23 protein-coding genes and 1 tRNA gene are annotated in these 24,765 nt (G+C 42.5%); 12 read left to right on the top strand and 12 right to left on the bottom strand.

Going from position 1 to position 24,765, the window contains the following annotated elements:
- On the bottom strand, window positions 1-1,482 hold the full coding sequence (locus MY523_RS10095; RefSeq protein WP_250658641.1) for an alkaline phosphatase D family protein: 1,482 nt from the start codon (window positions 1,480-1,482) through the stop codon (window positions 1-3).
- Window positions 1,483-1,641: 159 nt separating this feature from the next.
- On the opposite strand from MY523_RS10095, the gene MY523_RS10090 reads away from it, so the two are divergent.
- The gene (locus MY523_RS10090) at window positions 1,642-2,082 is read left to right on the top strand and encodes a DUF1810 domain-containing protein (RefSeq protein WP_250658640.1); all 441 of its coding nucleotides are present in this window, start codon (window positions 1,642-1,644) and stop codon (window positions 2,080-2,082) included.
- A gap of 54 nt (window positions 2,083-2,136) precedes the next feature.
- Here MY523_RS10090 and MY523_RS10085 read toward each other — a convergent pair whose 3' ends face one another.
- The 5 genes from MY523_RS10085 to MY523_RS10065 all read right to left on the bottom strand — a co-directional run bounded on the left by MY523_RS10085 (window position 2,137) and on the right by MY523_RS10065 (window position 7,052).
- Window positions 2,137-2,706 carry a hypothetical protein gene (locus tag MY523_RS10085; RefSeq protein WP_250658639.1) on the bottom strand — a complete coding sequence of 190 codons (570 nt, stop codon included), beginning with the start codon at window positions 2,704-2,706 and terminating at the stop codon, window positions 2,137-2,139.
- A gap of 321 nt (window positions 2,707-3,027) precedes the next feature.
- Complete coding sequence (locus tag MY523_RS10080; protein WP_250658638.1) at window positions 3,028-3,411, bottom strand: hypothetical protein; 384 nt, start codon at window positions 3,409-3,411, stop codon at window positions 3,028-3,030.
- 2 nt (window positions 3,412-3,413) lie between these two features.
- Entirely contained in the window at window positions 3,414-4,481 is a 1,068-nt protein-coding gene (locus tag MY523_RS10075; protein ID WP_250658637.1) for a hypothetical protein, read from the bottom strand.
- Window positions 4,482-4,486: 5 nt separating this feature from the next.
- Window positions 4,487-6,640, bottom strand: a complete 2,154-nt coding sequence (locus MY523_RS10070) for a hypothetical protein (RefSeq protein WP_250658636.1) — start codon at window positions 6,638-6,640, stop codon at window positions 4,487-4,489.
- 335 nt (window positions 6,641-6,975) lie between these two features.
- Window positions 6,976-7,052: transfer RNA gene (locus MY523_RS10065), tRNA-Arg, on the bottom strand.
- Window positions 7,053-7,230: 178 nt separating this feature from the next.
- On the opposite strand from MY523_RS10065, the gene MY523_RS10060 reads away from it, so the two are divergent.
- The 7 genes from MY523_RS10060 (at window position 7,231) to MY523_RS10030 (ending at window position 11,477) form a co-directional block, all read left to right on the top strand.
- Window positions 7,231-7,584, top strand: coding sequence for a rhodanese-like domain-containing protein (locus tag MY523_RS10060; protein ID WP_250658635.1), 354 nt, complete (start codon window positions 7,231-7,233; stop codon window positions 7,582-7,584).
- 17 nt (window positions 7,585-7,601) lie between these two features.
- Entirely contained in the window at window positions 7,602-8,306 is a 705-nt protein-coding gene (locus MY523_RS10055) for a DsbA family oxidoreductase (RefSeq protein WP_250658634.1), read from the top strand.
- Window positions 8,307-8,371: 65 nt separating this feature from the next.
- A complete protein-coding gene (gene arsS / locus MY523_RS10050; protein ID WP_250658633.1) occupies window positions 8,372-9,346 on the top strand; it encodes an arsenosugar biosynthesis radical SAM (seleno)protein ArsS in 975 nt (324 codons plus the stop codon).
- Between the two features lie 6 nt (window positions 9,347-9,352).
- Complete coding sequence (locus MY523_RS10045; RefSeq protein ID WP_250658632.1) at window positions 9,353-10,033, top strand: TIGR04283 family arsenosugar biosynthesis glycosyltransferase; 681 nt, start codon at window positions 9,353-9,355, stop codon at window positions 10,031-10,033.
- Between the two features lie 112 nt (window positions 10,034-10,145).
- Window positions 10,146-10,757 carry a TIGR04282 family arsenosugar biosynthesis glycosyltransferase gene (locus MY523_RS10040; RefSeq protein WP_250658631.1) on the top strand — a complete coding sequence of 204 codons (612 nt, stop codon included), beginning with the start codon at window positions 10,146-10,148 and terminating at the stop codon, window positions 10,755-10,757.
- 67 nt (window positions 10,758-10,824) lie between these two features.
- The gene (locus tag MY523_RS10035) at window positions 10,825-11,169 is read left to right on the top strand and encodes a type II toxin-antitoxin system RelE/ParE family toxin (protein WP_250658630.1); all 345 of its coding nucleotides are present in this window, start codon (window positions 10,825-10,827) and stop codon (window positions 11,167-11,169) included.
- Complete coding sequence (locus MY523_RS10030) at window positions 11,166-11,477, top strand: helix-turn-helix domain-containing protein (RefSeq protein WP_250658629.1); 312 nt, start codon at window positions 11,166-11,168, stop codon at window positions 11,475-11,477. Before MY523_RS10035 ends, MY523_RS10030 begins: the two co-directional genes overlap by 4 nt.
- Window positions 11,478-11,526: 49 nt before the next feature.
- Here MY523_RS10030 and MY523_RS10025 read toward each other — a convergent pair whose 3' ends face one another.
- From MY523_RS10025 to MY523_RS10015, 3 genes are all read right to left on the bottom strand, one after another.
- Entirely contained in the window at window positions 11,527-13,521 is a 1,995-nt protein-coding gene (locus MY523_RS10025) for a tetratricopeptide repeat protein (protein ID WP_250658628.1), read from the bottom strand.
- Between the two features lie 236 nt (window positions 13,522-13,757).
- On the bottom strand, window positions 13,758-14,495 hold the full coding sequence (locus MY523_RS10020) for a class I SAM-dependent methyltransferase (RefSeq protein WP_250658627.1): 738 nt from the start codon (window positions 14,493-14,495) through the stop codon (window positions 13,758-13,760).
- 59 nt (window positions 14,496-14,554) lie between these two features.
- Window positions 14,555-15,670 (bottom strand): DegT/DnrJ/EryC1/StrS family aminotransferase, encoded by a 1,116-nt coding sequence (locus tag MY523_RS10015; RefSeq protein WP_250658626.1) that lies wholly within the window; start codon window positions 15,668-15,670, stop codon window positions 14,555-14,557.
- A gap of 256 nt (window positions 15,671-15,926) precedes the next feature.
- Here MY523_RS10015 and MY523_RS10010 point away from each other — a divergent pair, with 256 nt between their 5' ends.
- The 4 genes from MY523_RS10010 (at window position 15,927) to MY523_RS09995 (ending at window position 19,496) form a co-directional block, all read left to right on the top strand.
- Entirely contained in the window at window positions 15,927-16,652 is a 726-nt protein-coding gene (locus MY523_RS10010; protein ID WP_250658625.1) for a class I SAM-dependent methyltransferase, read from the top strand.
- 194 nt (window positions 16,653-16,846) lie between these two features.
- A complete protein-coding gene (locus tag MY523_RS10005) occupies window positions 16,847-17,404 on the top strand; it encodes a GNAT family N-acetyltransferase (RefSeq protein WP_250658624.1) in 558 nt (185 codons plus the stop codon).
- Between the two features lie 94 nt (window positions 17,405-17,498).
- A complete protein-coding gene (locus MY523_RS10000) occupies window positions 17,499-18,461 on the top strand; it encodes a glycoside hydrolase family protein (RefSeq protein WP_250658623.1) in 963 nt (320 codons plus the stop codon).
- A gap of 75 nt (window positions 18,462-18,536) precedes the next feature.
- Complete coding sequence (locus MY523_RS09995; protein ID WP_250658622.1) at window positions 18,537-19,496, top strand: glycoside hydrolase family protein; 960 nt, start codon at window positions 18,537-18,539, stop codon at window positions 19,494-19,496.
- A 53-nt stretch (window positions 19,497-19,549) separates the two neighbouring features.
- Here the strand turns inward: MY523_RS09995 and MY523_RS09990 are convergent, their stop codons facing one another.
- The 3 genes from MY523_RS09990 to MY523_RS09980 all read right to left on the bottom strand — a co-directional run bounded on the left by MY523_RS09990 (window position 19,550) and on the right by MY523_RS09980 (window position 24,454).
- Window positions 19,550-20,233 (bottom strand): WbqC family protein, encoded by a 684-nt coding sequence (locus MY523_RS09990; RefSeq protein WP_250658621.1) that lies wholly within the window; start codon window positions 20,231-20,233, stop codon window positions 19,550-19,552.
- Between the two features lie 19 nt (window positions 20,234-20,252).
- Window positions 20,253-22,181 carry a hypothetical protein gene (locus MY523_RS09985; protein WP_250658620.1) on the bottom strand — a complete coding sequence of 643 codons (1,929 nt, stop codon included), beginning with the start codon at window positions 22,179-22,181 and terminating at the stop codon, window positions 20,253-20,255.
- 173 nt (window positions 22,182-22,354) lie between these two features.
- The gene (locus MY523_RS09980; RefSeq protein ID WP_250658619.1) at window positions 22,355-24,454 is read right to left on the bottom strand and encodes a flagellin N-terminal helical domain-containing protein; all 2,100 of its coding nucleotides are present in this window, start codon (window positions 24,452-24,454) and stop codon (window positions 22,355-22,357) included.
- Window positions 24,455-24,765: the final 311 nt, after the last annotated feature.

The following is a 24,765-nucleotide window of genomic DNA, read 5'->3' as shown; positions in this document are numbered from 1 at the left end:
TTACTCAATTGGATAGCTGGGCTTGTCTTTCCCCTCGCTTTCCCAATTTACCCAGAGCTTTTTGTCGCTCCCCAATTCTAAAGTAACGTAGTTGCGCTGCCTTATGTATTTATCGGACGAGAACGGCGTGAGCATTGATATTCTGATGTTGCGACCTTCATCTAAATACTCGCACCGGTCATTAGTGACGGCCATGATTCCTATCCACTGTAGCCGACTGGGAGCAGGGTGGACAATGCCGGAAGAAACAACTTGGTGAATCTTGCATTGTCTAGCCGTATCATTGATAACACCAATACAGCCAAGATGAACATCACCAGACAGGATAACGGTTTTACTATCCGGGTTTATTGAACGTCTTCTTTGGGCGTTTTCTAATAGGCGGTGAATTAGGCGCGCTCTTTCCCCCTGATGTTCTTTAGAGCGCCAATGGTCTTTAAGGTCGTCAGTGAGCTCCTCTTCCCAAGGGGTCTGATCAAATACACTTTCAGAAAACGAAAAGTCACGGTAAACAACCGGCACTGCTGACATCACCAGTAAATGGCCATCACCATCCAGGTTACTCAAATATTCGTTGACCAGTGGCCATTGAGTATCGTTTCCCATTACCTGATTCAGTGTTCGTTCGGTTCGGTTATCCAGCCCCAGTATGTTGTAATTATTGAACTTAAGCGCAAACGCATAATGTTGGGCATCTGAGTCAAGCAGGGATTTGTTGTGCTTTGAGCGAATTTGAAATAGCTCGAAGTACTTCTTAGCTGTTTTAAATATCTGCTGGAACACCTCACAGTTCTGAAGCTTATCAGGAAAACTTCCCCAGCCATCAAAAATATCGTGATCATCCCACATCATGACAGACGGCGCTGATGCAAGCATGAAACTCATAGATTCACTCGCCCAGCGCTCTTGATAGATGCGGTCATAAAAACGGTCTATTTGATCGCACATTGTTTTAGTGGCCTTGCGCGATATTTTATCTTTGTGATTTAACGCATTCCATTTTTTTAACTCGGGTATGGTGCTCCAAATATCATCGGCATATAACTGGTCACCCCCCATTAAAATAAGAGAGACAGGCTTATGGGCATGCTGCTTTGTCATTTTGTCCCAAAGTCGAAATGGAGCCTGGGATTTATGCATGAGATCCATCGATGAAAACCCATTGCAAGAGGTGTAAGCAATATTGGGGGTATCACTGCTACCAGGGTAAACAAATGTCCACTGATCTCTATTGTTTTGGCATTTCGCAGTCGTATTATCCAGCTTAACCTTGTACGTAAATTCCTGAGCGTGAGGCGTTGGGCTTACTGAACATTCGGCACGCCAGACGCTAGAAGAAGGCGTTTCACCTACCTTAAGACAGCTAATGGTTTCATTATTTAATACGAGTTGCGCCTGTTGCACGCTTTTGTCAGTAGAAAAACAAACGGTATAGATTGATCCAGATTCAAACCCTAGAACAGGGCCAACTTTTAGCTTCATCACGATTCCCTATGTTTATTTCAATTGGCTAAAAGGTAGTTGTAGCAGGAAATAAGCGTTTTGGCTTCTATAATTAACATAGATATTCTGATAAGTGAGTAGCGGAATACATAACCGGCAAGATATGAGTCTTAATTGTGAGTGAAGCGTGAAGTAACTATGGAAAAGCGGACAAATGATATCTTCAATCTTCACAGGTTTGTGCAAGCGCAAGAAAGTTGCTACGAGAGAGTGAAAGAAGAGCTGACAAAAGGAAAAAAGCAAACCCATTGGATGTGGTATATCTTCCCCCAAATTGATGGTTTGGCTCGAAGCGCCACTTCAAAGCAATATGCCATAACGTCACTCGCTGAAGCCGACGCTTATCTAAAAGAGTCTGTATTGGGTAGCAGGCTTATAGAGTCTACCCGGCTAGTGTTAAATATTGAGGGTGGTGATATAGAGGAAATTTTTGGGTATCCGGATTATTTGAAATTTCAATCATCAATGACGCTATTTTCACAGGTTGAAGGTGCTTCAGGCATATTTGAGGACGCTATAGACAAGTTTTATAGAGGAAAGTTTGATAACACTACTTTAGTTCGCTTGGATCGACTGTAAGAGTGAAGCAACAACGATATGCTTACTTTTTGCATTGCTTCACTCTCGTTAAATTTAATTTGCATCTACATTTATCGAGCCAGGAGCGCTAGGTGCTGGACTGTCTTGTATTGCTGTAACAGACACGTTACTGAAAACACCTCGTACAGTTGTCCCATCAGGCGCGTTAAAATACCATGTGCCATTGCTGGTTGCTGTACTAAAATAGCCTTCGATCCCTTCAGAAGTCACAAATTTGCTGGACTCAACAGTTCCGTGGCGAATCCATTGAGATGCGTTAAAGGTTGCGTTGATCAGTGAAATGGAAAAAGAATTTTCCCAGAAATTTAATTCGTCATTAACTGCGAGCCCATTGAAGTCGGCACTGGAGTTATTTTGATCGAAGTTCTTGTTGCCAATAGATAAAGATATACTTTTAGCATTGGTTGAAAAGTTAAATTCACCCAACAGTTCGCCGATCGAACGGGTGCTTACCTCCAGCCCTTTTGTGTCGATAGTGTACTCAAGGGACATGGTTTGAGAACCGTTACCTAACGGCTGGCCTGAACTGTCAAATGACTCACCTGTGCCAGTGAATTTAAAATTGAGTAATTTAGAGTCTGTTATTTGAGTGTTTGTGTTCATCGTTCCTCCTGAAAAATGAAGTCCACTACAATTAAGACATGTTTGATGCCGAATCTTAAATTACAGCATGTAGCGAGAATAATTAGAAATGCCTTATCGTTACTAGCCTTATCAGTATAGCGATCTATTCTAAAATACTATAGAAAAATAAGCGGAGTTATTGAAAAACGCATTCTAGGAAGTTTTTGCTACCACTCGTTAAATAAAATGGTGCCTCTAGAAGGGTAAAATCCAAATCTGGAAATCGGTAACTGTCAGATCAAGCCTGAACTACTACAGATTAAAATATGGGGGAGCCTACTTTCTTTAAACTATTCTGCATTATAGGTTTGTAGAGTATACCTTCACGTCTGAAGCACGGAACTCAATTAATCCCACAATTTCTTCTGGAGGGCTTTCCACATCTAGTAAAATGATGCTGTCTCCAACTGCTATTGAAAGGCAGCCGTTTTTTTCTAGTTTTATAACTTTTCCGGCAACTACAAGCATATCCTTTTCGATCGCTATTGTTGGTTTATTCTTTGTCGTCGTAGATATATTTTCTCCCCAAAGAAGATCATCATCAATTTCTATCTCGACATCATACATTGCGCCTGGCGTTGGGATTTCACCTGCCCATATCGCAGAGCCGCGGCCATAGTCCGAAAGAAAATCAATATGAATCTCATCTCCTTGATTGTTCGTTTTTTCGATCTTTATCTTCATAATCAATTTTTAGGTAAGGGTACACGGATAACTGTATTGTCTACATTCATTACATTATTAACAGGGTCATGAGTCCATGTCTCTTCATGATAATGATGCTTTGTTGGCTTGCTATTCATCTCATGGGCACCGTAGCGGATACTACGCTTTCTATCATTCGAAACTATTCGATTAGGGTCTATTTCACCTGTTCGTGGGTGCCTGTTATTGTAAGGGGCTGGACCTAAGAATTCATCCCACTTGTCTGTCGCATTTTTTGAGTTAAGAGGTTTGTTTGCGTACAATTCTTCGTGGTATCCGGGCTCAGGTACTCTTTGTACAATTTCTTCTTTGTTAGCGCTATTAATTTTTGTATGACTGACTGAGCTATTTTTTAATGCCTGAGCTTTGGCTGCGGCGGCTTTGTCTTCAAGGTCTTTAGCTGCACCAAGAACCTTGTCACGATTTTGAGGCGAAAGTTGATCTACCCCTCGAGTAAGCTGTTCACGCTGAGCTAAAACATTACTGGAGTTCTTTACAAGTGATACAGAGGCTCTTGATTGATTGACTTTTTCTAAAGCTGCCGCTGCCTGCCGTTTCTGCTCCGTTTCTAGTTTTATTTTGTTCTGCTGCCGTAGTTCATTTTGACGAGCAATATTCCTTTCTTCTTGCTGCCTTGTGCGCTCAATGTTTTTTCTCTTTTCCTCGGCTTCACGGGCTATACGCTCTTTACTTTCGATGGCCAGTCTATCAAGGCGGGCTTTTTGGCTGAGTTCAGCTTCAAGCCGTTTAGCTCTTATAGCTTCTTCGTGAACCCGCTTGTTAAATTCTTCCCTTGCAATTCGAGATCGCTCAGCTTCGGCTGCCTGTCTAGCAGCTTCTCGCTGTTGTTGTTCTGCCATGCGGTCCGCAATTAACTTTTGCTCTTGTTGCAATGCATCTTGCCTGGCTCGTTCTGCGGCTTCTCGTTCAATACGCTTAGACGCATCCAGAAAGTCATCCTTCATGCGAGAAGGAACACTTTGTGCATTCGTCAATGAAGGAAGAAGTATCAATAGTGACAGGATGGTAATAAGTGTTTTATTTCTCATCGTTTCTATTTTCCTCCCTTCACTGCATTTCTAAATACCAATCCAGAAATAAACCCTAGCCCTGCACCATAGGGTGCCATCTCACTCACATTTTTCATGCGGGCCTCTAAGGTCAATTCAGGCGCGGATGTGCCAAGAGTCCATATCCCTGTTTCAATACCTTCGAGCATACCATCGGAAATAGCCACTCCCAGCGTTCCTTTCGCTATGTTTTTTCTTGTGTATTTTCTAAATGCTCTTTGCCCTGCTAGGCGAACGGCTGAGGGAGTGACCAGTGCAAACCATTGTGAATCGATATATAGATCTTGATAGCGTTGCTGTGCAATGGCTTTGCGCTGCTCTGATTCCCAAGTGCACTTATCAAAATCCACATAATCAAATCGTTTCAGAGATCTTTTATCGAATTTTCGATCATCAATAAAGCTAAATCCTAATTCGATAAATCCGGAAAGAGTATTTCCCCCTAAAGCCAATATGTTTTTCCCGGCACATTCGGTGGCTTCGCTAGCCCCGAATGTAACTGCATCGCCAATTCCCCAAGCAGTTGCTTCAGCTTTAGTAACATCATAAAAACTGGGATGATTTTCGTTAAAGAAATATGAAGATTTATATATCTTTACTTCACCATTCCGTTCAATACCAACTTTTAGAGGTTTTTTATAACCAGCGGAAAGGGAAAAGCCATGCTTGATTAGTTCTCCATACAAGTCTGAAATACCATAAATAGGTACATCATTTAAAAGTACCAACATATCTCCATTTTGATATGGCATGGAGGCACCTCCGATGCTTAAACTAGCAACATTTTGGAGCATCACTCCTTGTGATAGTGAACCGTTAACATCGTAAGGAGATGCGCCAAGTGAGAACGGAATCTGATTTTCAGTCCAAAGGTTTTCAAAGCGTTCTTGCCTATCAATAACCTGAGATAAGACTTTTGCACGGTTGGACGCTTCTTCTCTTGCAGAAGCATCATCAATGTCGGCGTCTGGCCTGAATGTAACAAGATTGGGGTGTTCTGCGTAAAAAAACCACTTGGTAGGTTCTTGTATCGACTGCTTGGCTCTGGCGAATGACACCTTCGATGTAACTTTTTCATCGCATATACCTTGAAACTCAGCAACAGAATCGAACGAGAACGCTCCGCGTGGTATACATTGAACGGAATCGATCCATAGATTTTGGCTTGCGTTACTTTTGATAAGTACTAAATGATCATTTTGAGAATTTGTATCAGATGCCAGCATTTCATTGAGTTGATTTGTAACCCTGTTGAATTTCGCCAGGTTACTATTTTGCATGTGAACCCAGAGTTCAGGCTCGGTATCGATGAATTTTTTATTAAAAGTTTTGCATTCCCCAATATCAAAATGATACCAGCCATTGACTTGAACCAGTCCGTTCTCAGTAGCATGTTGCAAAATGGACTGTGCTTTATAGGGCGCAAAGTTACAGACTTCGAGGGAAGCGTATTTTAAAGTAGATAAACGAGCATATTTACCAATTAGTCGAGGCAAATAATCTCTTTTATGAGCGCTATAATCGAACCACGTTTTCCAGTGGTTCTCCATCAGGGTTGCTTTGACGTGGGAGCAGGTGGTTTTCCCTTTGATTATTTTCCAGTCCTTAAAAGCATTGCTTTCACATGCCAAGACGACGGCATTTCTATAATCTATTAACTCACTCAGTCTTTCGATTGAATACTCATGAAGACCCTGAGACAAAGAGTACATAGCATGAATAACCAATCCGGGAATATCTTCGCTGCTAACGGTGTCGACATCATTGATGTATCTATAAATCCATCGATTGGCCGGGTATCTTGCAACAGACGGGTGAATAAGATGATAGTCGAGAGAGAGGGTATAAAGGTGGCTTTCTAATGAGCTTAAACCATCTGATAGTTGGGCTTTGTCGAGAAGAGCGTCTAGAAATGATGCTTTCTCAGACCAGTCGGAAACCACTTTTTGGAAGCCTTTATCGGCGGTTCTAATATGAAGTGTCTCGACTGTATCTAAGTATGGTATAAGCCATTCATGAGAGGCGGCTGTACTTTCAAATAGACGCTGGAGCTTCTTGGCCTTTGTAATATGATAATTTGCCAAGAAGAAGAGTGATATGCTGAAAAAAAAGAAAAATAGTCCGACTTTCTTCCACATTTCATATGCTCCGTGGCTTATAGCCTCATATAATCACTAATTAGTGTTTTTCAGCATGCATGTATTCAATCCTACATTATCAAAGTTTCCTTGGCTACTATCGAAAATTTGGCGTTGTGGTAGGGGCAACTGGCGTTGTGATAGGGCAAGGGGGCAAGCTTTTTAGCAGTTGATGGAATTGTTGTCGGTGAATTATTTATTTTTGCTTGATAAGCAATGGACTTAAAGCTTAGGGGGGATTAGAGATTTGGTCGATAGTGGATGCGACACACTTGTGAAACTTGTTGTTTTTTTAGTTGTAATTACTTAAGTATCAGCTAGTTAGAACTTATAAATGGTGCCCCGGAGAGGATTCGAACCTCTGACCTGCCCCTTAGGAGGGGGCCGCGCTATCCAGCTGTGCCACCGGGGCCCTAAAGAACGCGTATCATATCGTTCTGTCTTCTATTTCTCAAGGACTTAGCGAACCTTATTTAGCGGTGTTCACTATTAATTTCTCATTTTCCTACTATGTTTTAAATCCAGTACTTTCTATTAGTACTAAGCTATGATATCTATATAGTTATATAGAAAACTTACAAGAGGTTAATATGCTAAAACAGCTATCAGATATTGTGGCGGAAGCGAAAGTGGGTGAACGTTGTTTGACGATTGAAGAGTCGTTAAAGCTCATTGGTGAGTGTGATAAGCCGTTATTGATTGATGTTAGAGAGCCTGCTGAATACAACCTGGACTCAGTGGAAGGCTTTATCAATATTCCTCGCGGTGTCTTAGAGATGAAAATGCCCGAGCTTTGTGACGATGCTGATCGCTGTATTCTGTTGCACTGCGGAACCGGGGGGAGGGCAGCCCTCTCTGCCAAAGCGCTCAGGAATATGGGGTATAAGAATGTTCACCTGATTAGCGCGTCGTTTGAAGATATTAAAAAGCAATTTCATCACTAATTATGGCAGGGAGCAGTATGACAAAGCCCGTGTTGGTGTCTCACTTTTCTGATGTGTTGTGTGTTTGGGCGTATGTTGCTCAAATCAGGCTGGATGAGTTACGAGAGCAGTTTGGTGAAGACGTAGTTATTAAGCACCACTTTATTCCGCTGTTTGGGTGCACAGAAAACCGGATTGGGGATGGCTGGAAAGATCGAGGTGGATTCGATGGCTTCTCAGACCATGTACTGCATGTGTGTGAAGAATTTCCTCATGTGCAGGTTAATCGTGATGTATGGAAAAACTGTCGACCTAAGTCTTCTGCATCGACCCACTGCTTTATAAAGGCGGTTCAGCTACTTGAGGAAGAGGGGGTTGTGAGCTGCAAGCCAGAACAAAGCCTCAATGGGCGAACACTGGTTGAAGAGTTTGTTTGGCAAGTCAGGCTTGCTTTTTTTCGTGACGCCCAAGATATATCGAATTATGATGTGCTAACGACCATCGCCAAGTCATTAGGGCTTTCGTTGACAGCGATTAATGAACGGCTTAAGCGTGGTGAAGCTATCGCTGCATTATGTCGTGACGCTGAGCTGAAAGAGCTTTATAGAATTGAAGGTAGCCCTACCTATTATTTGAATGAGGGACGCCAAAAATTGTATGGCAATGTAGGTTACCGAATTCTTGAGGCTAATATACTTGAGTTGATGCAAAATGAGACCGGTGACTTGGCTTCATGGTGTTGAACTAACTCAATTTCTGGTAGTCTCACAGCATACTAAATAGAAACGGAATAACAATAAGGTTAGCTATGCTTGATACTCGTCCTATGCTGCTGTTGTCTGACTTTCCTGAGATCAGAAGAGCGGAGCTTCACACCCTTCAAGTAAACCTGGGTTATAAATGTAACTTAAGCTGTACTCATTGCCATGTCGCGGCAGGCCCTAACCGCACAGAAATGATGGATCGAAAGACAGTTGATACCTTTCTGCAGTTTATTGATTTGCAGAATATCAAGACCTTAGACCTCACGGGTGGGGCACCGGAAATGAATCCTGAGTTTCGTTATCTGGTGACCGAAGCGCGAAAACGAAATGTTACGGTAATAGATCGCTGTAACCTCACTATACTGCTTGAGCCAGGGTATGAGGATATGGCAGACTTTCTGGCAGCCAACCAAGTCGAAGTTGTCGCGTCTATGCCCTGCTACAACGAAGAGAATGTCGATAAACAGCGAGGCAAAGGAGTTTATGATGGCAGCATTGATGCGCTGAAAATGCTTAATCAAAAAGGCTACGGTGTTAATGGGAGTGAGCTGGTGCTCAACCTTGTTTATAATCCCGGCGGTCCTTTTCTTCCCCCTCCACAAGAACAGCTAGAGCTCGACTATAAGCGAGAGTTGTATGATCGTTTTGGTATTGAGTTTAATCAGCTGTTTTCTATCACCAATATGCCGATTAGCCGATTTGGCAGTGTGTTGCTCTCTAAGGGGGAGTTTAATAACTACATGGATCTTCTGAAAGGGGCGTACTCAGAGCATAATCTTGAGTCGGTGATGTGCCGTAATCTAATTAGTATTGATTGGCAAGGGTATGTGTATGATTGTGATTTTAATCAGATGCTTGAGATGCCACTGGTTCATCGCGGTCAGCAAATAGCCTCTGATCGAACTCATTTGTCAGAGTTGCTGGAGAAGAATATAGAAGGCCACCCTATTGTTGTTGCTAACCATTGTTATGGTTGCACCGCCGGTCAGGGAAGCAGTTGTGGCGGGGCATTGGAGTAACTAAAAATGCCTATGCCAATCAGTGTCATTATCCCTACCTTGAATGAAGAGAAAACAATCAAAAAGTCCCTCAAAGCCTTGCAACTAATGAGGCTTTACGGCGCTGAAATTATCGTTTCAGATGGTGGCAGCACCGATAATACCAAGACTGAATGCGGTAACTTGGTCGACCGCTGGGTGGACTCAGCAAAAGGACGGGCGACTCAAATGAATAGTGGCGCTGAGGTGGCGCGTTATTCGGCGATGTTATTTCTGCATGCAGACACCGTGCTGCCTAACAACAGTGTAAATTTGCTCAAAGTGTTTATTGAGTCGACCAGTATCTGGGGGCGATTTGATGTTCGTTTGTCAGGCGATAAAAAGATGTTCCGTGTGATTGAGCTTATGATGAATTGGCGTTCGAAGCTCACGGGTATCGCCACGGGCGACCAAGCCATTTTTGTTCGTAAGACTTACTTTGAGCGAGTGGGGCGCTTCCCCGAACAGCCGCTAATGGAAGATGTTGCGTTGACCGCAAAGCTTAAGAAAATTAGTAGGCCATACTGCATTAAAACACCGGTAGTGACAGATAGTCGCCGCTGGGAAAAACATGGCGTCTGGAAAACTATTTTCTTGATGTGGTCGCTACGTTTTAAATACATGTTGGGTGTTGATGCCCAAAAACTTCACCGTCAATATTATCCTTAAGCGCACCTGTTAGTAATTTTCTAACATTATAGGGTGCGCAAACACACCCTATAAATTAGAGCCATTTGGCTTAAGTGCGTGCCATACATCCTTAAACGGATATCTATCTTCTATGACTCACACACTATTAATCCAGTTTGCCAAATGGCCCCGGCTAGGACAGGTCAAAACACGCCTCGCTAAAAGGCTGGGTGAGCAGGCTGCTTATGACGCCCATATAGAGCTGACCCAAACCGTTATGCGAAATCTTACATCATCAGGCGTGGGGAGTGTTGAGTTATGGTTCGACCAGTCACGAGCGGATAATGCTGATAGCCTGGTATTAAAGAGGCGTTGTCAGGAGATGTCTATCCCCGTTTTATTTCAAAAAGGGGAAAACCTGGGTGAGCGGATGTTTCACGGGCTATCGAGAGGTTTAGAAAATTTTGGCAGTGTAATCATCGTGGGGAGCGACTGCCCAACGGTCAATAAAGCCTATTTAGAAAAGGCGGCTAAAGCGTTACAGACAAATGACTTGGTGCTTGGCCCAGCGGAAGATGGAGGCTACGTGCTGATTGGTGCGCGCAAAGTACAACCGTCTTTGCTTGATGGTATTAAGTGGGGGGAAGGGGACGTGCTTCAATCTACCATTAATAATGCGAAACGTCTCGGCTTAAGCTGCCAACTGTTAGAGACAACATGGGATGTAGATGAGTATGAGGATTATTTGCGGTGGAAGAAGTGACAAGTATACGCATGTAGCGTATATTTATTATCAATAACTCAACATTCGGCAAGGATGGCTGAAATAGATGAAGGCAGTATTTATAGAGTTACCGCCATTTGAGCGGAATAGAGGGCACTATTTAGATGACAATGCTTACCGTAATTTTCAAAATGAGATACTGAAAAATCCTACATCTGGTGATTTAATAAAAGGGACTTGCGGACTGCGAAAAGTGCGTTATAAGGATGAACGTAGACGAAAAGGAAAGCGTGGTGGTGTTAGGGTTATCTACTATTGGTGGAAAGAAGGATCACAGTTTTGGCTTTTTACCATTTACGACAAAGATGAAGTTACAGACCTTACCAAAGCTGAGCTGAAGTTATTGGCAGACTTGTTGAAGCTTGAAATTAAAGCGAGAAGCTTATTATGAAACGTAATTTATTCGAAGAATTAAGTGAAGGGTTCCAGTCTTTAAAGGATGATAGAGAAGGGAAAACTACCCTAAAACAGCACTTGGTGATGGCGACAGAAACGCCTGAGGTGACTAGCGAGGAGCTAATCAGTTTAAGGGAAAGGTTGCACTTATCACAGGCTGTTTTTGCTGATTTTTTAAGAATCAATAAAAGAACATTAGAAAATTGGGAGCAAGGCCGAGTTAAACCAAACTCACAGGCAGCTCTGCTTATCAAAATGGTTGAAAAATACCCAGACACCATTCAACGGTTAGGTACTATCTGATCGCCATTTGGCCGATAGGGTAAAAGGTTAACTTTTACCCTTCCCCTATTTACCCCTTAACTAAATAAACCGAGTATTCATTTTCTATATTTTGCCCTTCTGCAAACTTAACCAAATGCTTTTTGGCTAAAGCGGTGGCCACCGCTTTGCTATGGTGGTTGAGTACTTTGGATAGTGTCCAGTCAGGGGTTCCCAACAGATCGATTACCGAATCAAGCACGGCTTGTTGTGCATTGTTGCTGAACCATGATTGACGACACCCATCTACAGAGTAGAAGTAATCATCATTGATTAAGCTGGCCCAGTAATCACTGTATTTGTCAGCCAGTATGGTAGCCCTAAGTGCTCGTATATTGGCTGATGTGGCTCTTAATGCCTGTTTTTTGACGAGTGCCTGGATATCGCTTGTCGCACTATCTGGCGATGTTTCTAGCTTAATATTCAATATGCCATTTTTACTTAAGCTACTTTGAATGAGTTTAATAAAGGTACTATCGAGCACCTTAGAATCGCCACTAATGGAAGCAAAGTGAATTTCATTGCCGTCTTGCAGGAACCGTTTTGCTAATGATGGAGGCCAAAATGCAATATTCGTTAGCTGCTCTTCTTGTGCTTTTAAGTGACTTTCCGCGAGATTCTCAAGGCTGTTTTCTACAGCAAGTACATCAACATCAGTAAAGTATCGGGCGTACTCGAACGCCTTCTGAGCTGCGTCGGTGCCCGCAACCAAAAGCAATAGCTTCTCTGGCAGGCTTTCGGCAGACAGGTCAAAGCTCTGAATCAAATCTTTTTTTAATGATTGCTCATTAAACAATGCAAGGTTATTCCAGCGGGGAAATGGTGCGGGCAAATCCTCTTTTGCTATTAAAAGCTCATCCTGTTTTTCCGGAAACTGCTGCTTAAAAGACTCCCGTTCAGCGCGCCTGTAGAGCGATGAAGCCATGAGTGGAGCGAGTGCTATGGGCCACTCTGATAACGATAATGCAGTTAGGTTGACTGCATAACTTTGTGAAAAGAAGGCTTGATACATGCCCACGACAATCAATGCACCGGCAACATCATCAATGCACCAGTGGCTCTGAAGCGTTTTAGTTAAAATCTGGTCGAAATGTTGGGCGTGAGTCGTTTCTACTTCGTCAACAATAAGCGCATAGTTGCTTCGTTCTGCATAAACGCCAATGGCTACCGTGAGCTGCTGAAGTTCATCTCGAAGGTGGCGTGTTTCCACTGCTTCAAACAGAATGCTTTGCCGAAGCAGGGTAACAAACTCCTCAACAAACGGGTTGGGCAGATTACATTTTAACAATGCATGCAAAATGAGAGGGTCGCTAGCGACCGATATTAAATCAATCGGTGCATTGGGGTTTTCAAGATCGTACTTTTTATTAATAAGTGCCGCTGCAAAATGGCTTAAACGCTCATGAGGCAAGTCATCCTGTTCAAACAAATTGAGCAGATCGTTTTCCAGTGCGGCCTCATACCGTTCAATCTTGATGTGTTCACAGCAACTGAGCATGCCCTGCAAGATTGTTTTATTATTGTGGCCATAGTTTACAAGGGTTCGGTAGTGTAGATAAGCAATATCAAAATGACGTAACGCTTGTTGAGCGCGAGCTATGCCCAAAAAGGCGTTAACATAGCTTTTGTCAATTGACAGTGATGCGTTAAAAAGCTCTAGCGCCTTTTCAGGTTCGTCTGCTACAAGATACAGGTAGCCGGTATTGGTTAAATATTGCGTATTTTCAGGGGCGCGATCAATACAGGTATTAAAAAGGGCTTTGGCCGATAGGATATTGCCTCGATCCAGCTCAATACGCCCCAGCAAGTTCATGGCAGGGGTGTTAGACGGATCATAACTAATGACTTGTGTCACCAATTCAAATGCACTGTTCAGTGAAGACTGCCTTTCTGAAGCCGGTGTCGCTACATTATTGGCGATCTGGTAAAGATCGTTTGCATGGATAAGCAAGCGAGCGGTATCTGCACGCTCACCTTGTGAAAGTTCATTTACTGATGGCTGAAGATTAGGTGTCGTTGAATTCATTATAGGCAAGCCTCTTCCGCTTTTGTATTTGAAAGGGGAGTATGCGAAGGGTATGCCAAAGTGACGATAGGTTAATCAATAATATTCAATACTCTCTTTAAATACGAGAGCTATCAACGTCTGTAGCTGAATCGGAGGGGCTACTCAATTGTTTAGTTACAGAAACTTCATCTATAAAATAAACTGTTCCCTGTTGTGTTCAAGTTTCTCTACTGAGACGTTACTTTTACCTGTAACTAACGCCCTTTTTCACACATCAAAAATATACTCGAGCATAGGTCTGGATATTGCTGGCCCAACTGATAGCAGCCTTCCAGATATTCTTTAGAAATAATGTCCGTGGCTAAAAGCTTGTCCCATTGAAAATTTGCCAGAGCCTTAAAGAATATACCTGACCGATATACGACATTTAAACCTGCGGCGGTTGCATCTCTTTCAAGCGTATCGAGGCTATATGTAACTCTATGCCCATGTTCGCGTTCTTGAGGAGTTACAGAGGCGTTATGACTTATTAGTCCCATTTTAACGGCTATTTGGCGTGAGGGCGCATTCGCGTTAGGACAAACAAGAAAGAGTCGACCGCCCTCGGCTAGCCATTCATCATTTATTCGCTTAAGAACTAAAATAGGGTCGTCCAAATGTTCCAATACATGAGTCATCACAATGTTATTGTACTGCCCTGGAAGTTTTACTTTTTCAAATGTTGAATTAACGAACGTGATATTGCCTTCTACGTTGTTTCGCGCTACGGCAATGGCGGCATCTGACGCTTCTACGCAGGTAATGTCGCTGAAATATTGGAGGAGTCGTTTGGTGAACATACCTTGAAAACAACCCAGCTCAAGTAATTTTCCTTCTTTAAAAAAAGGTTCAAATGATCTGATTATGAATGGGTGTAGAACGTCGTAATCGAAGCTGTACGCATATTTGCTGTGATTGGTATCTTTAAACTCGTTATTAAAATTTCTACTCATTCCGCAAAAACCTTTTGTATCTGGTTCGCCAGTCCGTTGATATTTAGAAGAAAAGTAAATTAGTTGCTTAAAACTTGTTTGAATAGAAGCTCAGATAACTTGCACACAGTTTGCTCTATATCGGTAGTCTCAAGTAAATTATGAAAAGGAAGAGCCAGCCCGTTGCATGATACGTGCTGTGCGGTCTTGAAATCGATACCTGCATGCAAAACCTGTTCGTTAAACGCGGGAAACCCTTGTATTAAGGGCCAGTAAAGTCTCCGCGTCTCTATCTTATGAGCGAGAAGCCCCTCAAACAGCTCTCCAGCATCGGCTTGATCAAATAAGACATATAATGATGCTGGAACGTATTCTTCACTGCACTGCTGAAACGTAACGGGTAGTTTTTCTTTTGAAATCAACTCAATATATTTTTCCATTATCTTAGAGCGCTGCAGCTTAATCTTCTCAAGGCGATCAAGTTGTGCTAATCCAACCGCACAATGATACTCGCTTATTTTCGCATTTGTTCCAGCATGAAGTATCGAGCGATTGGCTTCAAATCCGAAGTTTGCCATTCTTCTGATCGCGATGGAGTCACTTTTTTTTGGGCTAACTATTAATCCACCCTCGCCAACGCCAATTGGTTTGGTTGCATGAAGGCTAAAGGTATAAGTGAACGTATCGTTTACTTCTTGGTTGAGTAGTGCGGCGGCGGCATCAACGACAATGGGGAGGTTGGTTTTTTCGTTAAAGCGTTGCCATGCTTCATTTGAGACAGGCATACCAAATGCGGCTACAGGTACTACCGCTTGGATATCATGAAGCAGCATGCTTCTTTCGGCCATTGTCGGCGTTAGTTGCCAGTTTTTTTCGTGTATATCTGCAATAACGGGTGTTAGCTCTGCATTCAGAATAGCTTGCACGGTCGCTGGGAAAGTAAAGCTGCTGGTTAGAACTTTGGCTCTTTTGGGAAGCTTTAGATTTCTCAGGGCAAGTTCTATTGCTGATGTGCCGGAAGATACCAATGTGAGGCGATCCGGGTCGGTTCTATTGAGACATTTATCGGCAAAACGTTGCCTCAATTCAAAATAAAGTGGGCCAAAATTTGAGTACCAGCGATTATTCTCGATTTCCTTGAGATAGGGAACCAGGCTCTCTGTAGTAGGCATATCTGGAACCAAATAAGAAATCATAACTTTTACCACCGATTGTTTTTTGATGCGATTCTATTGTTAAGGCAATTATCAAGCCTTATTTAAAGGCTAGATCAATTTTTAGTAGTAGATGTATTGTTTAACTATAGACAACATATCGGCTTGCATTTGCGAATGTTTAAATTATCTAATTCTTCATATACTAAATTTAAATTAATAGTTTTTGCCGAACTTCATTTTATACCATGTGACTATAATTCGGTGAATAAAGGATAACGATGTAACGAGGGTTTTTATGGATGGCATTTTAGATTCACATGTTGGCGCATATGAAGGTACGAATTTGTATGATTTTGATAACAATATACAGCTCAATTGGTACCCAAAGAGAGTGATCCAGCATACAGCAGGTGCGAAGTCGATGTTGGAACTTGGGCTGGGGCACGGTTTTAGCACGAATTTATTTTCTAATCACTTTGAACGATATGTTGTTGTCGAGGCTTCAAAGGCCGTAATAAATAATTTTAATATGCTGTTTCCTGCGAGTAATGTAAACATTATGGAGGCGTATTTTGAGAGTTTTCAGACTGATGAAAAGTTTGATGTGGTTATTTTAGGCTTCGTTCTTGAGCATGTAGATAACCCTGTTGAAATAATGGCCAAATATAAGGAGTTTCTGGCACCCGGTGGAAGAATATTTTTGGCTGTACCGAACTCTGAAGTACTAAATAGGAGGTTAGGGTTTGAAGCTGGCATTTTGTCTGATATGGAGGAGTTGTCAGAACATGATTACTTGTGCGGGCACAAACGTTATTACTCAGTCAAAACACTGACTGAAGATGTAGAGCGTGCCGGTTGCATGGTAGAAAGAATGGAGGGCATCTATCTGAAGCCATTGACTACTTCACAAATGATTTCTCTAAATCTCGACCAGAAAATTATTGATGCATTATGCACGGTTGGGATTGAATACCCTGAGCTGTGCTGTGGAATCCTGGCTGAGATTAAGAGCTGTAATTAGTATCGGTTCAACCATTGGCACTCCTGTTGAGGCAGGGGCATAGATCGAGTTTATGTAAAAACACTGCTTTCCTACCTTTGGGAAAGTGGCAAAAATCGAACTATGGTGTTTCACCAGAGGGGGGATTAATTGGTTTAATTTGATACAGCAATAGCTTTCTTCTAGTGGAACTGAAAATATAAAAAGGTATATCTATGAATATAAGAGGGAAAAAAATTATTTTAAGAGCCATTGAAGAAGAGGATTTGGCTCTACTTCACTGTTGGGCAAATAACCCTGAAACTCAAGACATAATGGGGGGGATTCACTTTCCAAGTTCCATGGAGTTCCACAAGTCTTGGTTTAAAAGTTTAGCAAATGATCAGCTTAATCAGCGGTTGGCTATCGACACACCGGACATTGGTCTTATTGGTATATCCAGCATCATTAACATCGATTGGAGGAATAACAGGGCTTGGCATGGAGTAATGTTGGGGGATGCGGATATCAGAGGTAAAGGGTATGGAATTGATGCTGTTATGGCGACAATGAGATATGCATTTGATGAGCTGCACTTTGAAAGGCTCGATGGTTCAATGATTGAGTACAATACGGCTTCGCATACATTTTACTGTGACAAGTTGGGCTGGAAAGAAGAAGGAAGAAGACGAAATTGGTATTTTAGAAAAGGACGTTACTGGGATCAGGTTTTAGTTGGTATCACACGAGCGGATTACCAGGAATTGTTGGAGCGCAATCGTTATTGGGATTAAGTTTTATTCAAACCGATAGTTGAATCTTGATGTGACTCTAAGCGACATTTGTTTTGTAAAGTAGTTATCGTGCCTTAACTTCCAAGGGGGATATGTGTTTGAGTGGAAGAAGTTGGGAAAAATATTTGATCCCACAGAAGTTAGAAATATCTGGTGGATGAAAGAGTTTGCACAAGCGCCGTCAGTACTTATTTTTGAAAAATTTGTAAGAGTGTTTTTCAGTTGTCGACCTGCTGCTGATAGCAATGGTCAATATGTTAGTTATTTGGGGTACGCTGATTTAAAAAGAGATAATTTGTTTGAAGTAATTAACATTTGCAAGAAACCCGTATTGGAATTAGGTTCCTTAGGCACGTTTGACGAATTTGGTGTTAACCCGGCTTCTGTAATTAGGCATGGGCAAGAAGTCCGCGTGTATTATGCCGGGTGGACGAGGTGTGAGTCTGTCACTGTTAATGCGGCAGTGGGTGTGGCTATTAGTTATGATGATGGGGTCAACTTTAGCCGACTGGGTAATGGACCAGTGTTATCTTATAGTATTGATGAGCCATTCGTATTGGGTAGCCCTAGAATAAGAAAGTTCAATGATAAGTGGTATTTATGGTATGTAGCAGGCAAACGCTGGGTCGAAAATAAGAATGGAAATCCAGAACCTATTTATAAAATAAGGATGGCGACATCGTTCGATGGAATTAAGTGGGTCAAACATGGCTCAGATTTAATTGAGTCAAAGTTGGGGGATAGTGAATGCCAAGCTAGCCCAGACGTGTTTTTCAGAAATGGAAAATACCATATGTTTTTCTCATACCGCTTTAATTTTGACTTTAAGACTAAAGATAAGGGCTATCGTATCGGCTATGCGCATTCTAAAGATCTTATTACATGGGTTAGAGATGATGATAAGGCAGGTATTAGGTTGTCTGATGCAGGGTGGGATTCTGAAATGATTAGTTACCCTCATTTATTTGAGCTGGATAGTCATGTGTTCATGCTTTACCAGGGTAATCATATTGGCAAATACGGGTTTGGTTTAGCTGAGTTGAAGGGCGAACTTTAGTTGCTGGATATTAAATTGTTAACCCCACTCCATTATTGTTGGGTTTGAACGTAAATAGAATAGGTATCGGTGGTTGTGAAGTGGAAAAAACTAGGAAAAATATTTGACCCGACGGAGCATGACTTGCCCATTGGAAATGGTGAATTTGCACAGTCGCCCCAGACTATCATCTTTGATAATTTTATTCGGATTTATTTCTCGACCCGAGAAAGAGACCATTCAGGCAAATACTTAAGTCATGTTTGCTTTGTTGACATGAGCAAAGATTTCAAAAATGTATTGGCGATATCACCCAGTTCTGTAATTGAGCTTGGAGGATTAGGTGATTTTGATGAGCACGGGATCTTTCCTATGAATGTTTTGAAGGACAAGAAACACAGTCGAATACTTGCTTATACAACGGGTTGGAATAGACGGGTGTCTGTTTCTGTAGATGCATCGGTTGGTTTGGCCGTTAGCAATGATAATGGGATGACGTTTCAAAAGGTTGGCAAAGGGCCTGTGCTCACATCCTCTCTGCACGAGCCATTTTTAGTTGGGGATGCGTTTGTTTCTATTTACGGCGACACCTATCACATGTGGTATATCTATGGGACAAAATGGATAAAAAGTGCGGAGTCGTCGCATCCTGATCGAGTATATAAGATTGGACACGCAACTTCTGAAGACGGTAAAGAGTGGGAAAAGGAAGGGAAACAAATAATTGCCGATAAGTTGAATCCAGATGAGTGTCAAGCGTTGCCTACTGTTATTGAGCACGACAATAGATATCATATGTTTTTTTGCTATAGGCAACCCTTCGACTTCAGGAAAAATAAAGAAAATAGTTATCGGATAGGGTATGCCTACTCTGATGATTTACTTAACTGGAATAGAGATGACCTGAGTGCAGGCATTACTGTCTCTGAGAGTGGCTGGGACTCTGAAATGCTGGCGTACCCTCATGTGTTTGAATGTGATGGAAATGTGTATATGCTGTACAACGGGAATGAGTTTGGACGATTTGGGTTTGGTGTTGCTTTGTTGGAATGCTAAGTAAATAAAATTGAGCCCTTAAACTGTAATTGCAGTTTGTTATTTGGCCTCACTTACTCAAGAGTGAAGTGTGTGAGCATTTCTTGAATTGAGCTCAAGTTGCTAAACATCATAATATCAACGATAGAAAGCCAGGGAACGAATTCGTTATTATGTTGCTTGTATTCGATAGGTAGTGCCTTCAAAAACTTCAAGTCAATATTTTGGTTTGAAAAATGAACTTTATCGTACAGTGCGACCCCTCCTATCGGATTGTAGTACTCCTTAGCTTCCATTGCATGGCAAAGCGCCAGGACTTTTTCTTCAGATTTCAGTGTGTGGTCGATGGGAATACTTGAAGATGCCGTTATTTTTGAGTCGTCTATTTTTAAGTATGAACAAATTTTTTTGATAGAGTTTAATATATAGTCAAATAGGTTTTCGGCATTATAGTGAATAACCTCTTCAATTACTGGAAAGGCATCTTCAAAATAAGGGGCTCTTAGGTAAGTGTTTCTAAACTGACTAGTGAGTTTATCTTTATCATAAGTACTTGCTATCGTTCGGTCACTGATATTTAGAGTGTCCGAGTCTTTTTTTAAAGGAATGGTAAAAAGTGCATCTTTCCCGTTTTTCAAGAATCTGTTTCTGTTGATCCACCCTTTTTTTGTATATTGAATATTGTCGTAAACTATAAATTTGTCCACCTTATTTAGCAATTGCCAATATCCGATGTAGGGCAGAAAATAAGGTTGCATGATTGCTAGCCTCATATGTTCAGCTCTGATTTTCTTTTCTGTTTATGGTTAATATCGCCTTGTTTTCAATCCACCGGATTGACCTGAGTAAGGTAGAATCATCCTCTTTTCGCTCTGTAAGTGATTCTGTTGGTTTTTGATTTCGGAGCTCTTTAGAGATCCTTTGCCGTTCGTTGGTGTTGTGGATTAAGTAGATTAAACTGGACAACAAGCCTGCTTCAGATGTTGGCTTAAGAATATCTGGTAGTGTTAATTTCCGTAAAGTTGCATGATCGGTGAAAGATGCTAAACCGCACTCTTCAGAATAATATATTTTTGGGATTCCCAGCACGGCTAGATCTATATTGGTATTGGCATTACCAAAAGGAAATGTCCCTATGGCCAAATCGCACTTGGCTAGATTCTTCATATACTCTATATAGTGTGCATGAGGGTGGATAACTATACAGGTGCCTATTCGCTCTTGGAGTGACTTCTTAAATGCAGTCAGTTCACATCCTGCATTACCTACAGCGAAAAAATGAAACTCTAGTGGAACACTGGAGTGTGATTTGATAATAGAGCATAGTTTAATAAACCGATTGCTTATTTTGGGCAGAGAGCTGTTAATGGCAATTCTGACGACATTATCTTCGGGTGTTGAGCGATCTATTTCTTCAAACTGAGAGTGCTTCTGAAAAACGATTTCATGATCTGCATGATAAACAGGGATTACCTGTTCCATGCAGAACGACTGGTAGTCAGGGCCTTGCGCAAACCCAGATGAATAGCCGTAGTCTATCTCGTCTGACATGGCAGAAGCAGGGTGGCCATAACACATTACCTGATATTTGGCCAAGCGCAGGTTGCACAGTGGTATCGTCCATTTGGCCATACCCAGAGATGGATAAAGGATAAGGTCAGGTTCAATGGAAGCAATATCTTTCACAATATGTGCGATGTTTTGAGCAGAATCTTTAACGGTAATAACTCTATGGAAGTCTTTTACAGAGTTATCGTCAAAGTCTTGCTCTGCACAAAACAAGGTTACGTCGTAATGCTGTTTTAATACTGAAATAGGGAGATGGTAACTACGGTACATCGCATGTTTTGAAAAATACTTTTCGCACAATACAACAATGCGTTTAATGCCATCTGTTTTTTTGATGTATCGCGAAACTCTCTTCTTTAGTCCTGGCTGAATTTCATCCTCTGCCCACCTTTTCAGTGCAACATTGATTGATTTCTTAACGCTATGACGATTCTCGATATCCCAATATGAGCAATTCATCCAAGGGGAGGCGGCTAGCTCGGCTAAGGTCACGTCCAAAGACACTTTCTCAAACTGCTTATGGCTGGCAATCAATTTGTTAAAATTTTCTTGGATACGCTGGTTGAGGCAGTGATGATGATGGTATAACAGGCCTAAGTACCAACTTGCCCCCCAGTAGGGAATTGCGTTGATTAACGTATCGACATCAATGGTAATGTTGCTATTAAGTGTGTAGCAGGCTAATAAGTATTTAATATCCAGTTCTGTTGCTAGGTTGAGCCGGAAATCATTAGTGAGCAAGTCCCTGTTCCATAGAATATGGTCCATATTGTTGAAGCTGCTTATGTAAAAAATACTGGCAATATTTGTTTTGAAAAAAATTAAATGAAGTAGTGCTTCATCGCTAGGGGTATAGGTCGTATCTGAGAGATATGCGGTAATGCAGGAGGCGATACGGTTATAAATCTCAACTTTTTGCTCAAAGGACATGATGCCGCTAAGCGGGTGCAGGCCGTTTTGAACCTTTACAGGCTCCCCTTTATCATTGACTATATAGCTGTCTTCGATGAGTCCCTTATTGTCCAAATAAGAGCATAACTCAATTAGGTACTGCTCATATTTTTTGTAGTTTCGTCGATAGACTTCTTTTTCAAGGTCAAAGAGAGTGAAGCTTAGAGGGGGAGGAGTAGCGGCCATTGAGCTGTCCTTAACATATTGAAATTTTTTCTTAGAGAGATTGTTTATAACAATAATTCAATGTGGGGTCTAATTGCGGGGTAGTGTAATAGTGATGGACTTGGAATATGGATGAGTGTTTATCCAAGGCCGTGTAAACTCGCACGAGATTTACACGGCGCTAGTTTAATGAATTACCCCTGAAGCAGCTGCAGTACCTGCTGCGGGGCGGCATTTGCCTGAGAAAGAACTGACAAACCAGCTGACTGAAGAACCTGTGAACGAGATAGCTCAGCGGTTTCCGCTGCAAAATCTGCATCCCTGATTCGCGAGTTAGCTGTGGTTAGGTTCTCGGCAGTAATCGCTTGGCTATCGATGGTAGATTCAAATCGGTTCTGAATCGCACCCAGATCCGCACGGGTAAAGTTGATTTGATCGAGTGCATTATCAACCGCGTTAAGCGCGGCTATCGCTCCATCAACAGTGGATATATCGATATCTTGTATCAACTGCCCATCTTCGGCCGAACCAAAAGAGCCTACTTCAAAGCCTGAATTGGTCGCGATAGCACCGGTTAGGGACGATAACTCAATTTTACCTGCCGAAAGCAAAGTAACTGACCCGTTTGCGGTTTGGTTAGTGGTTAAACCAATGTTGGCAGCGGTAAGGCCGGTGAAATTACTTGCCACGACATTTCGCCCATCATCGGCAATGAGTCTATAGCTATTTCCAAAGGCTTCTGCACGAATGCCAGACTGGCCTGACTTGTTGTTTACCGCGTCAACGATCGAGCCTTGAACATCAGCCGCTGAATCAGCAGCCGCCCATGACAGGTTAACTTGTACACCGTTCAGCTGGAATGACCCTGTTATTGCAGAACCAACGCCTGCAATGGCTGCGTCAGCATTGAGAATTGCTGCATTAACCTCTGCCGTTACGCCTGTTCGATCAGCAACCTCATTGATCGCGCCAGCCTTAGAGATGGCGCTATAGTCATTCCCGACGCTTGAGGCCGTGTCGAAAGAGCTCAGGCTCGGGCCTACTGGCACGCCGTTGATGACTAAGTCTCCAGTGGCCAGTGCATTGGATGGCTGGGTTTCACTAATAGCACCACTATTGTTGCCACTAAACGTGCCAACCTGAAGCCCTGCGTTCCCTATGTCGGCGTTGGTATCCAGAGACATCTCTTTACCCGCAGAAGAGACGAGCGTGTAAGTACCCAAGTAGGTGTTTGAGTTTGTTGCATCTGTTGTTGCACCTGTGCCCAAACTGGCAGGCAAACCATAAGCGCTAGAGTTGACTGTTCCGTCACCGGTTATTGAAATGTTTCTTCCGTCCGCTGCAGTTAACGATATTCCTGTTGTTGGGTTGCCATTAAAGGTCGCCACAACGCCAGTTTGGCCAGACTTTTCATTGATGGCGGCAGCAACGTTTTCGAGGTTTACACTGACTGAAAGCCCCGCAGCAGTTGATACGGCAATATCGATTCCGTTTATTTGAAGCGTGCCTGCACGGTCAGCGCTGGTGAAACCTGTTGTGCCGCTGATGGAGGTTTCGTTAACGATCGCCTCAATGCCGGTTTGTTCACTGACTTTGTTTATTGCAGCGGCTTTAGCGATGGCACTCTTCTCGTTATCAACATTAGAAAAGCTGTCATCTACACCGGTTGATGCTGGCACTGCGATGCCGTTGATCACTAAGTCTCCCGCTGCGAGAGCGTGGGCTGTGCCTGTTATGGTCGGTATTACTTCAGAGTTTGAGGTAATGCCGTCTGTTTTGGCGGTGCCCAAAACGTCAGTAGTTGTTTGAGCGATGCCAAAGGTAAGACTTTCGCCTTCGTTTGCGCCAATTTGAAAGGTCACATCTTCAAAGGTGCCATCTAACAGCTTGGTGCCGTTAAAGTTAGTCTGTTCAGCAATACGCTGAATTTCATCTTTTAGCTGCTGAACTTCGGTATTAAGCGCTTCTCGGTCAACTGCACTATTGGTTGCGTTGGCAGACTGAAGTGACAGGTCTCGAATTCTTAGCAAGTTATCTGTCATTGCGCCCAAAGCGCCTTCTGCTGTTTGTGAAAGCGAAACACCGTCGCCCGCGTTTCTTATGGCAACATCTAGCCCTCTGGTTTGAGAGGTAAAACGAGTCGATATTGCCAACCCCGCCGCATCGTCTTTAGCGCTGTTAATGCGTAAGCCAGAAGACAGACGTTGAAGTGATGTATTGTAGTCACCCTGAGAGTTATTCAGGTTTCGCTGCGCGTTGATAGACGCAATATTGGTATTGATGATTTGAGGCATTATACCCTCCTGCTTATCTTCTATACCGGCGGACAGCATTCCCTAAATGGGTTAAGCAACTACCGGCTGCTTTAAAGTTTTTATTCCGATACTGATGAAGGTTCAGAACACCGTATCTGCGCTTAACAGCCTTAAAGCATGTGGTGTGCCAGTTTCTTAAATAATGATGCATCTGTATGAAAAATAAGCGTTTATATTTTTGTGAGTGGCTTAAAGGGGAAGAGGACAGGGCTGATAAATACGAAAAGTTGCCGGTCTTTTGGCGGTGAATTGCCGCTTTTGTGTGTGAGCAGTGTTTAGAGTAATAGGTA

This window comes from Alkalimarinus coralli, assembly GCF_023650515.1.
Taxonomy (GTDB): Bacteria; Pseudomonadota; Gammaproteobacteria; order Pseudomonadales; family Oleiphilaceae; genus Alkalimarinus; species Alkalimarinus coralli.
This window is presented reverse-complemented; position numbering and strand designations above follow the sequence as displayed.

Coding starts and splice junctions, on each gene's coding strand:
- MY523_RS10080 (WP_250658638.1), bottom strand. CDS start 3,411: ATGAAGATAAAGATCGAAAAAACGAACAATCAAGGAGATGAGATTCAT.
- MY523_RS10060 (WP_250658635.1), top strand. CDS start 7,231: ATGCTAAAACAGCTATCAGATATTGTGGCGGAAGCGAAAGTGGGTGAA.
- MY523_RS09980 (WP_250658619.1), bottom strand. CDS start 24,454: ATGCCTCAAATCATCAATACCAATATTGCGTCTATCAACGCGCAGCGA.
- MY523_RS10030 (WP_250658629.1), top strand. CDS start 11,166: ATGAAACGTAATTTATTCGAAGAATTAAGTGAAGGGTTCCAGTCTTTA.
- MY523_RS10040 (WP_250658631.1), top strand. CDS start 10,146: ATGACTCACACACTATTAATCCAGTTTGCCAAATGGCCCCGGCTAGGA.
- MY523_RS09990 (WP_250658621.1), bottom strand. CDS start 20,233: ATGCAACCTTATTTTCTGCCCTACATCGGATATTGGCAATTGCTAAAT.
- MY523_RS10005 (WP_250658624.1), top strand. CDS start 16,847: ATGAATATAAGAGGGAAAAAAATTATTTTAAGAGCCATTGAAGAAGAG.
- MY523_RS10035 (WP_250658630.1), top strand. CDS start 10,825: ATGAAGGCAGTATTTATAGAGTTACCGCCATTTGAGCGGAATAGAGGG.
- arsS (WP_250658633.1), top strand. CDS start 8,372: ATGCTTGATACTCGTCCTATGCTGCTGTTGTCTGACTTTCCTGAGATC.
- MY523_RS10070 (WP_250658636.1), bottom strand. CDS start 6,640: ATGTGGAAGAAAGTCGGACTATTTTTCTTTTTTTTCAGCATATCACTC.
- MY523_RS10090 (WP_250658640.1), top strand. CDS start 1,642: ATGGAAAAGCGGACAAATGATATCTTCAATCTTCACAGGTTTGTGCAA.
- MY523_RS10020 (WP_250658627.1), bottom strand. CDS start 14,495: ATGAGTAGAAATTTTAATAACGAGTTTAAAGATACCAATCACAGCAAA.
- MY523_RS10045 (WP_250658632.1), top strand. CDS start 9,353: ATGCCTATGCCAATCAGTGTCATTATCCCTACCTTGAATGAAGAGAAA.
- MY523_RS10010 (WP_250658625.1), top strand. CDS start 15,927: ATGGATGGCATTTTAGATTCACATGTTGGCGCATATGAAGGTACGAAT.
- MY523_RS10025 (WP_250658628.1), bottom strand. CDS start 13,521: ATGAATTCAACGACACCTAATCTTCAGCCATCAGTAAATGAACTTTCA.
- MY523_RS10055 (WP_250658634.1), top strand. CDS start 7,602: ATGACAAAGCCCGTGTTGGTGTCTCACTTTTCTGATGTGTTGTGTGTT.
- MY523_RS09985 (WP_250658620.1), bottom strand. CDS start 22,181: ATGGCCGCTACTCCTCCCCCTCTAAGCTTCACTCTCTTTGACCTTGAA.
- MY523_RS10015 (WP_250658626.1), bottom strand. CDS start 15,670: ATGATTTCTTATTTGGTTCCAGATATGCCTACTACAGAGAGCCTGGTT.
- MY523_RS10085 (WP_250658639.1), bottom strand. CDS start 2,706: ATGAACACAAACACTCAAATAACAGACTCTAAATTACTCAATTTTAAA.
- MY523_RS10095 (WP_250658641.1), bottom strand. CDS start 1,482: ATGAAGCTAAAAGTTGGCCCTGTTCTAGGGTTTGAATCTGGATCAATC.
- MY523_RS10075 (WP_250658637.1), bottom strand. CDS start 4,481: ATGAGAAATAAAACACTTATTACCATCCTGTCACTATTGATACTTCTT.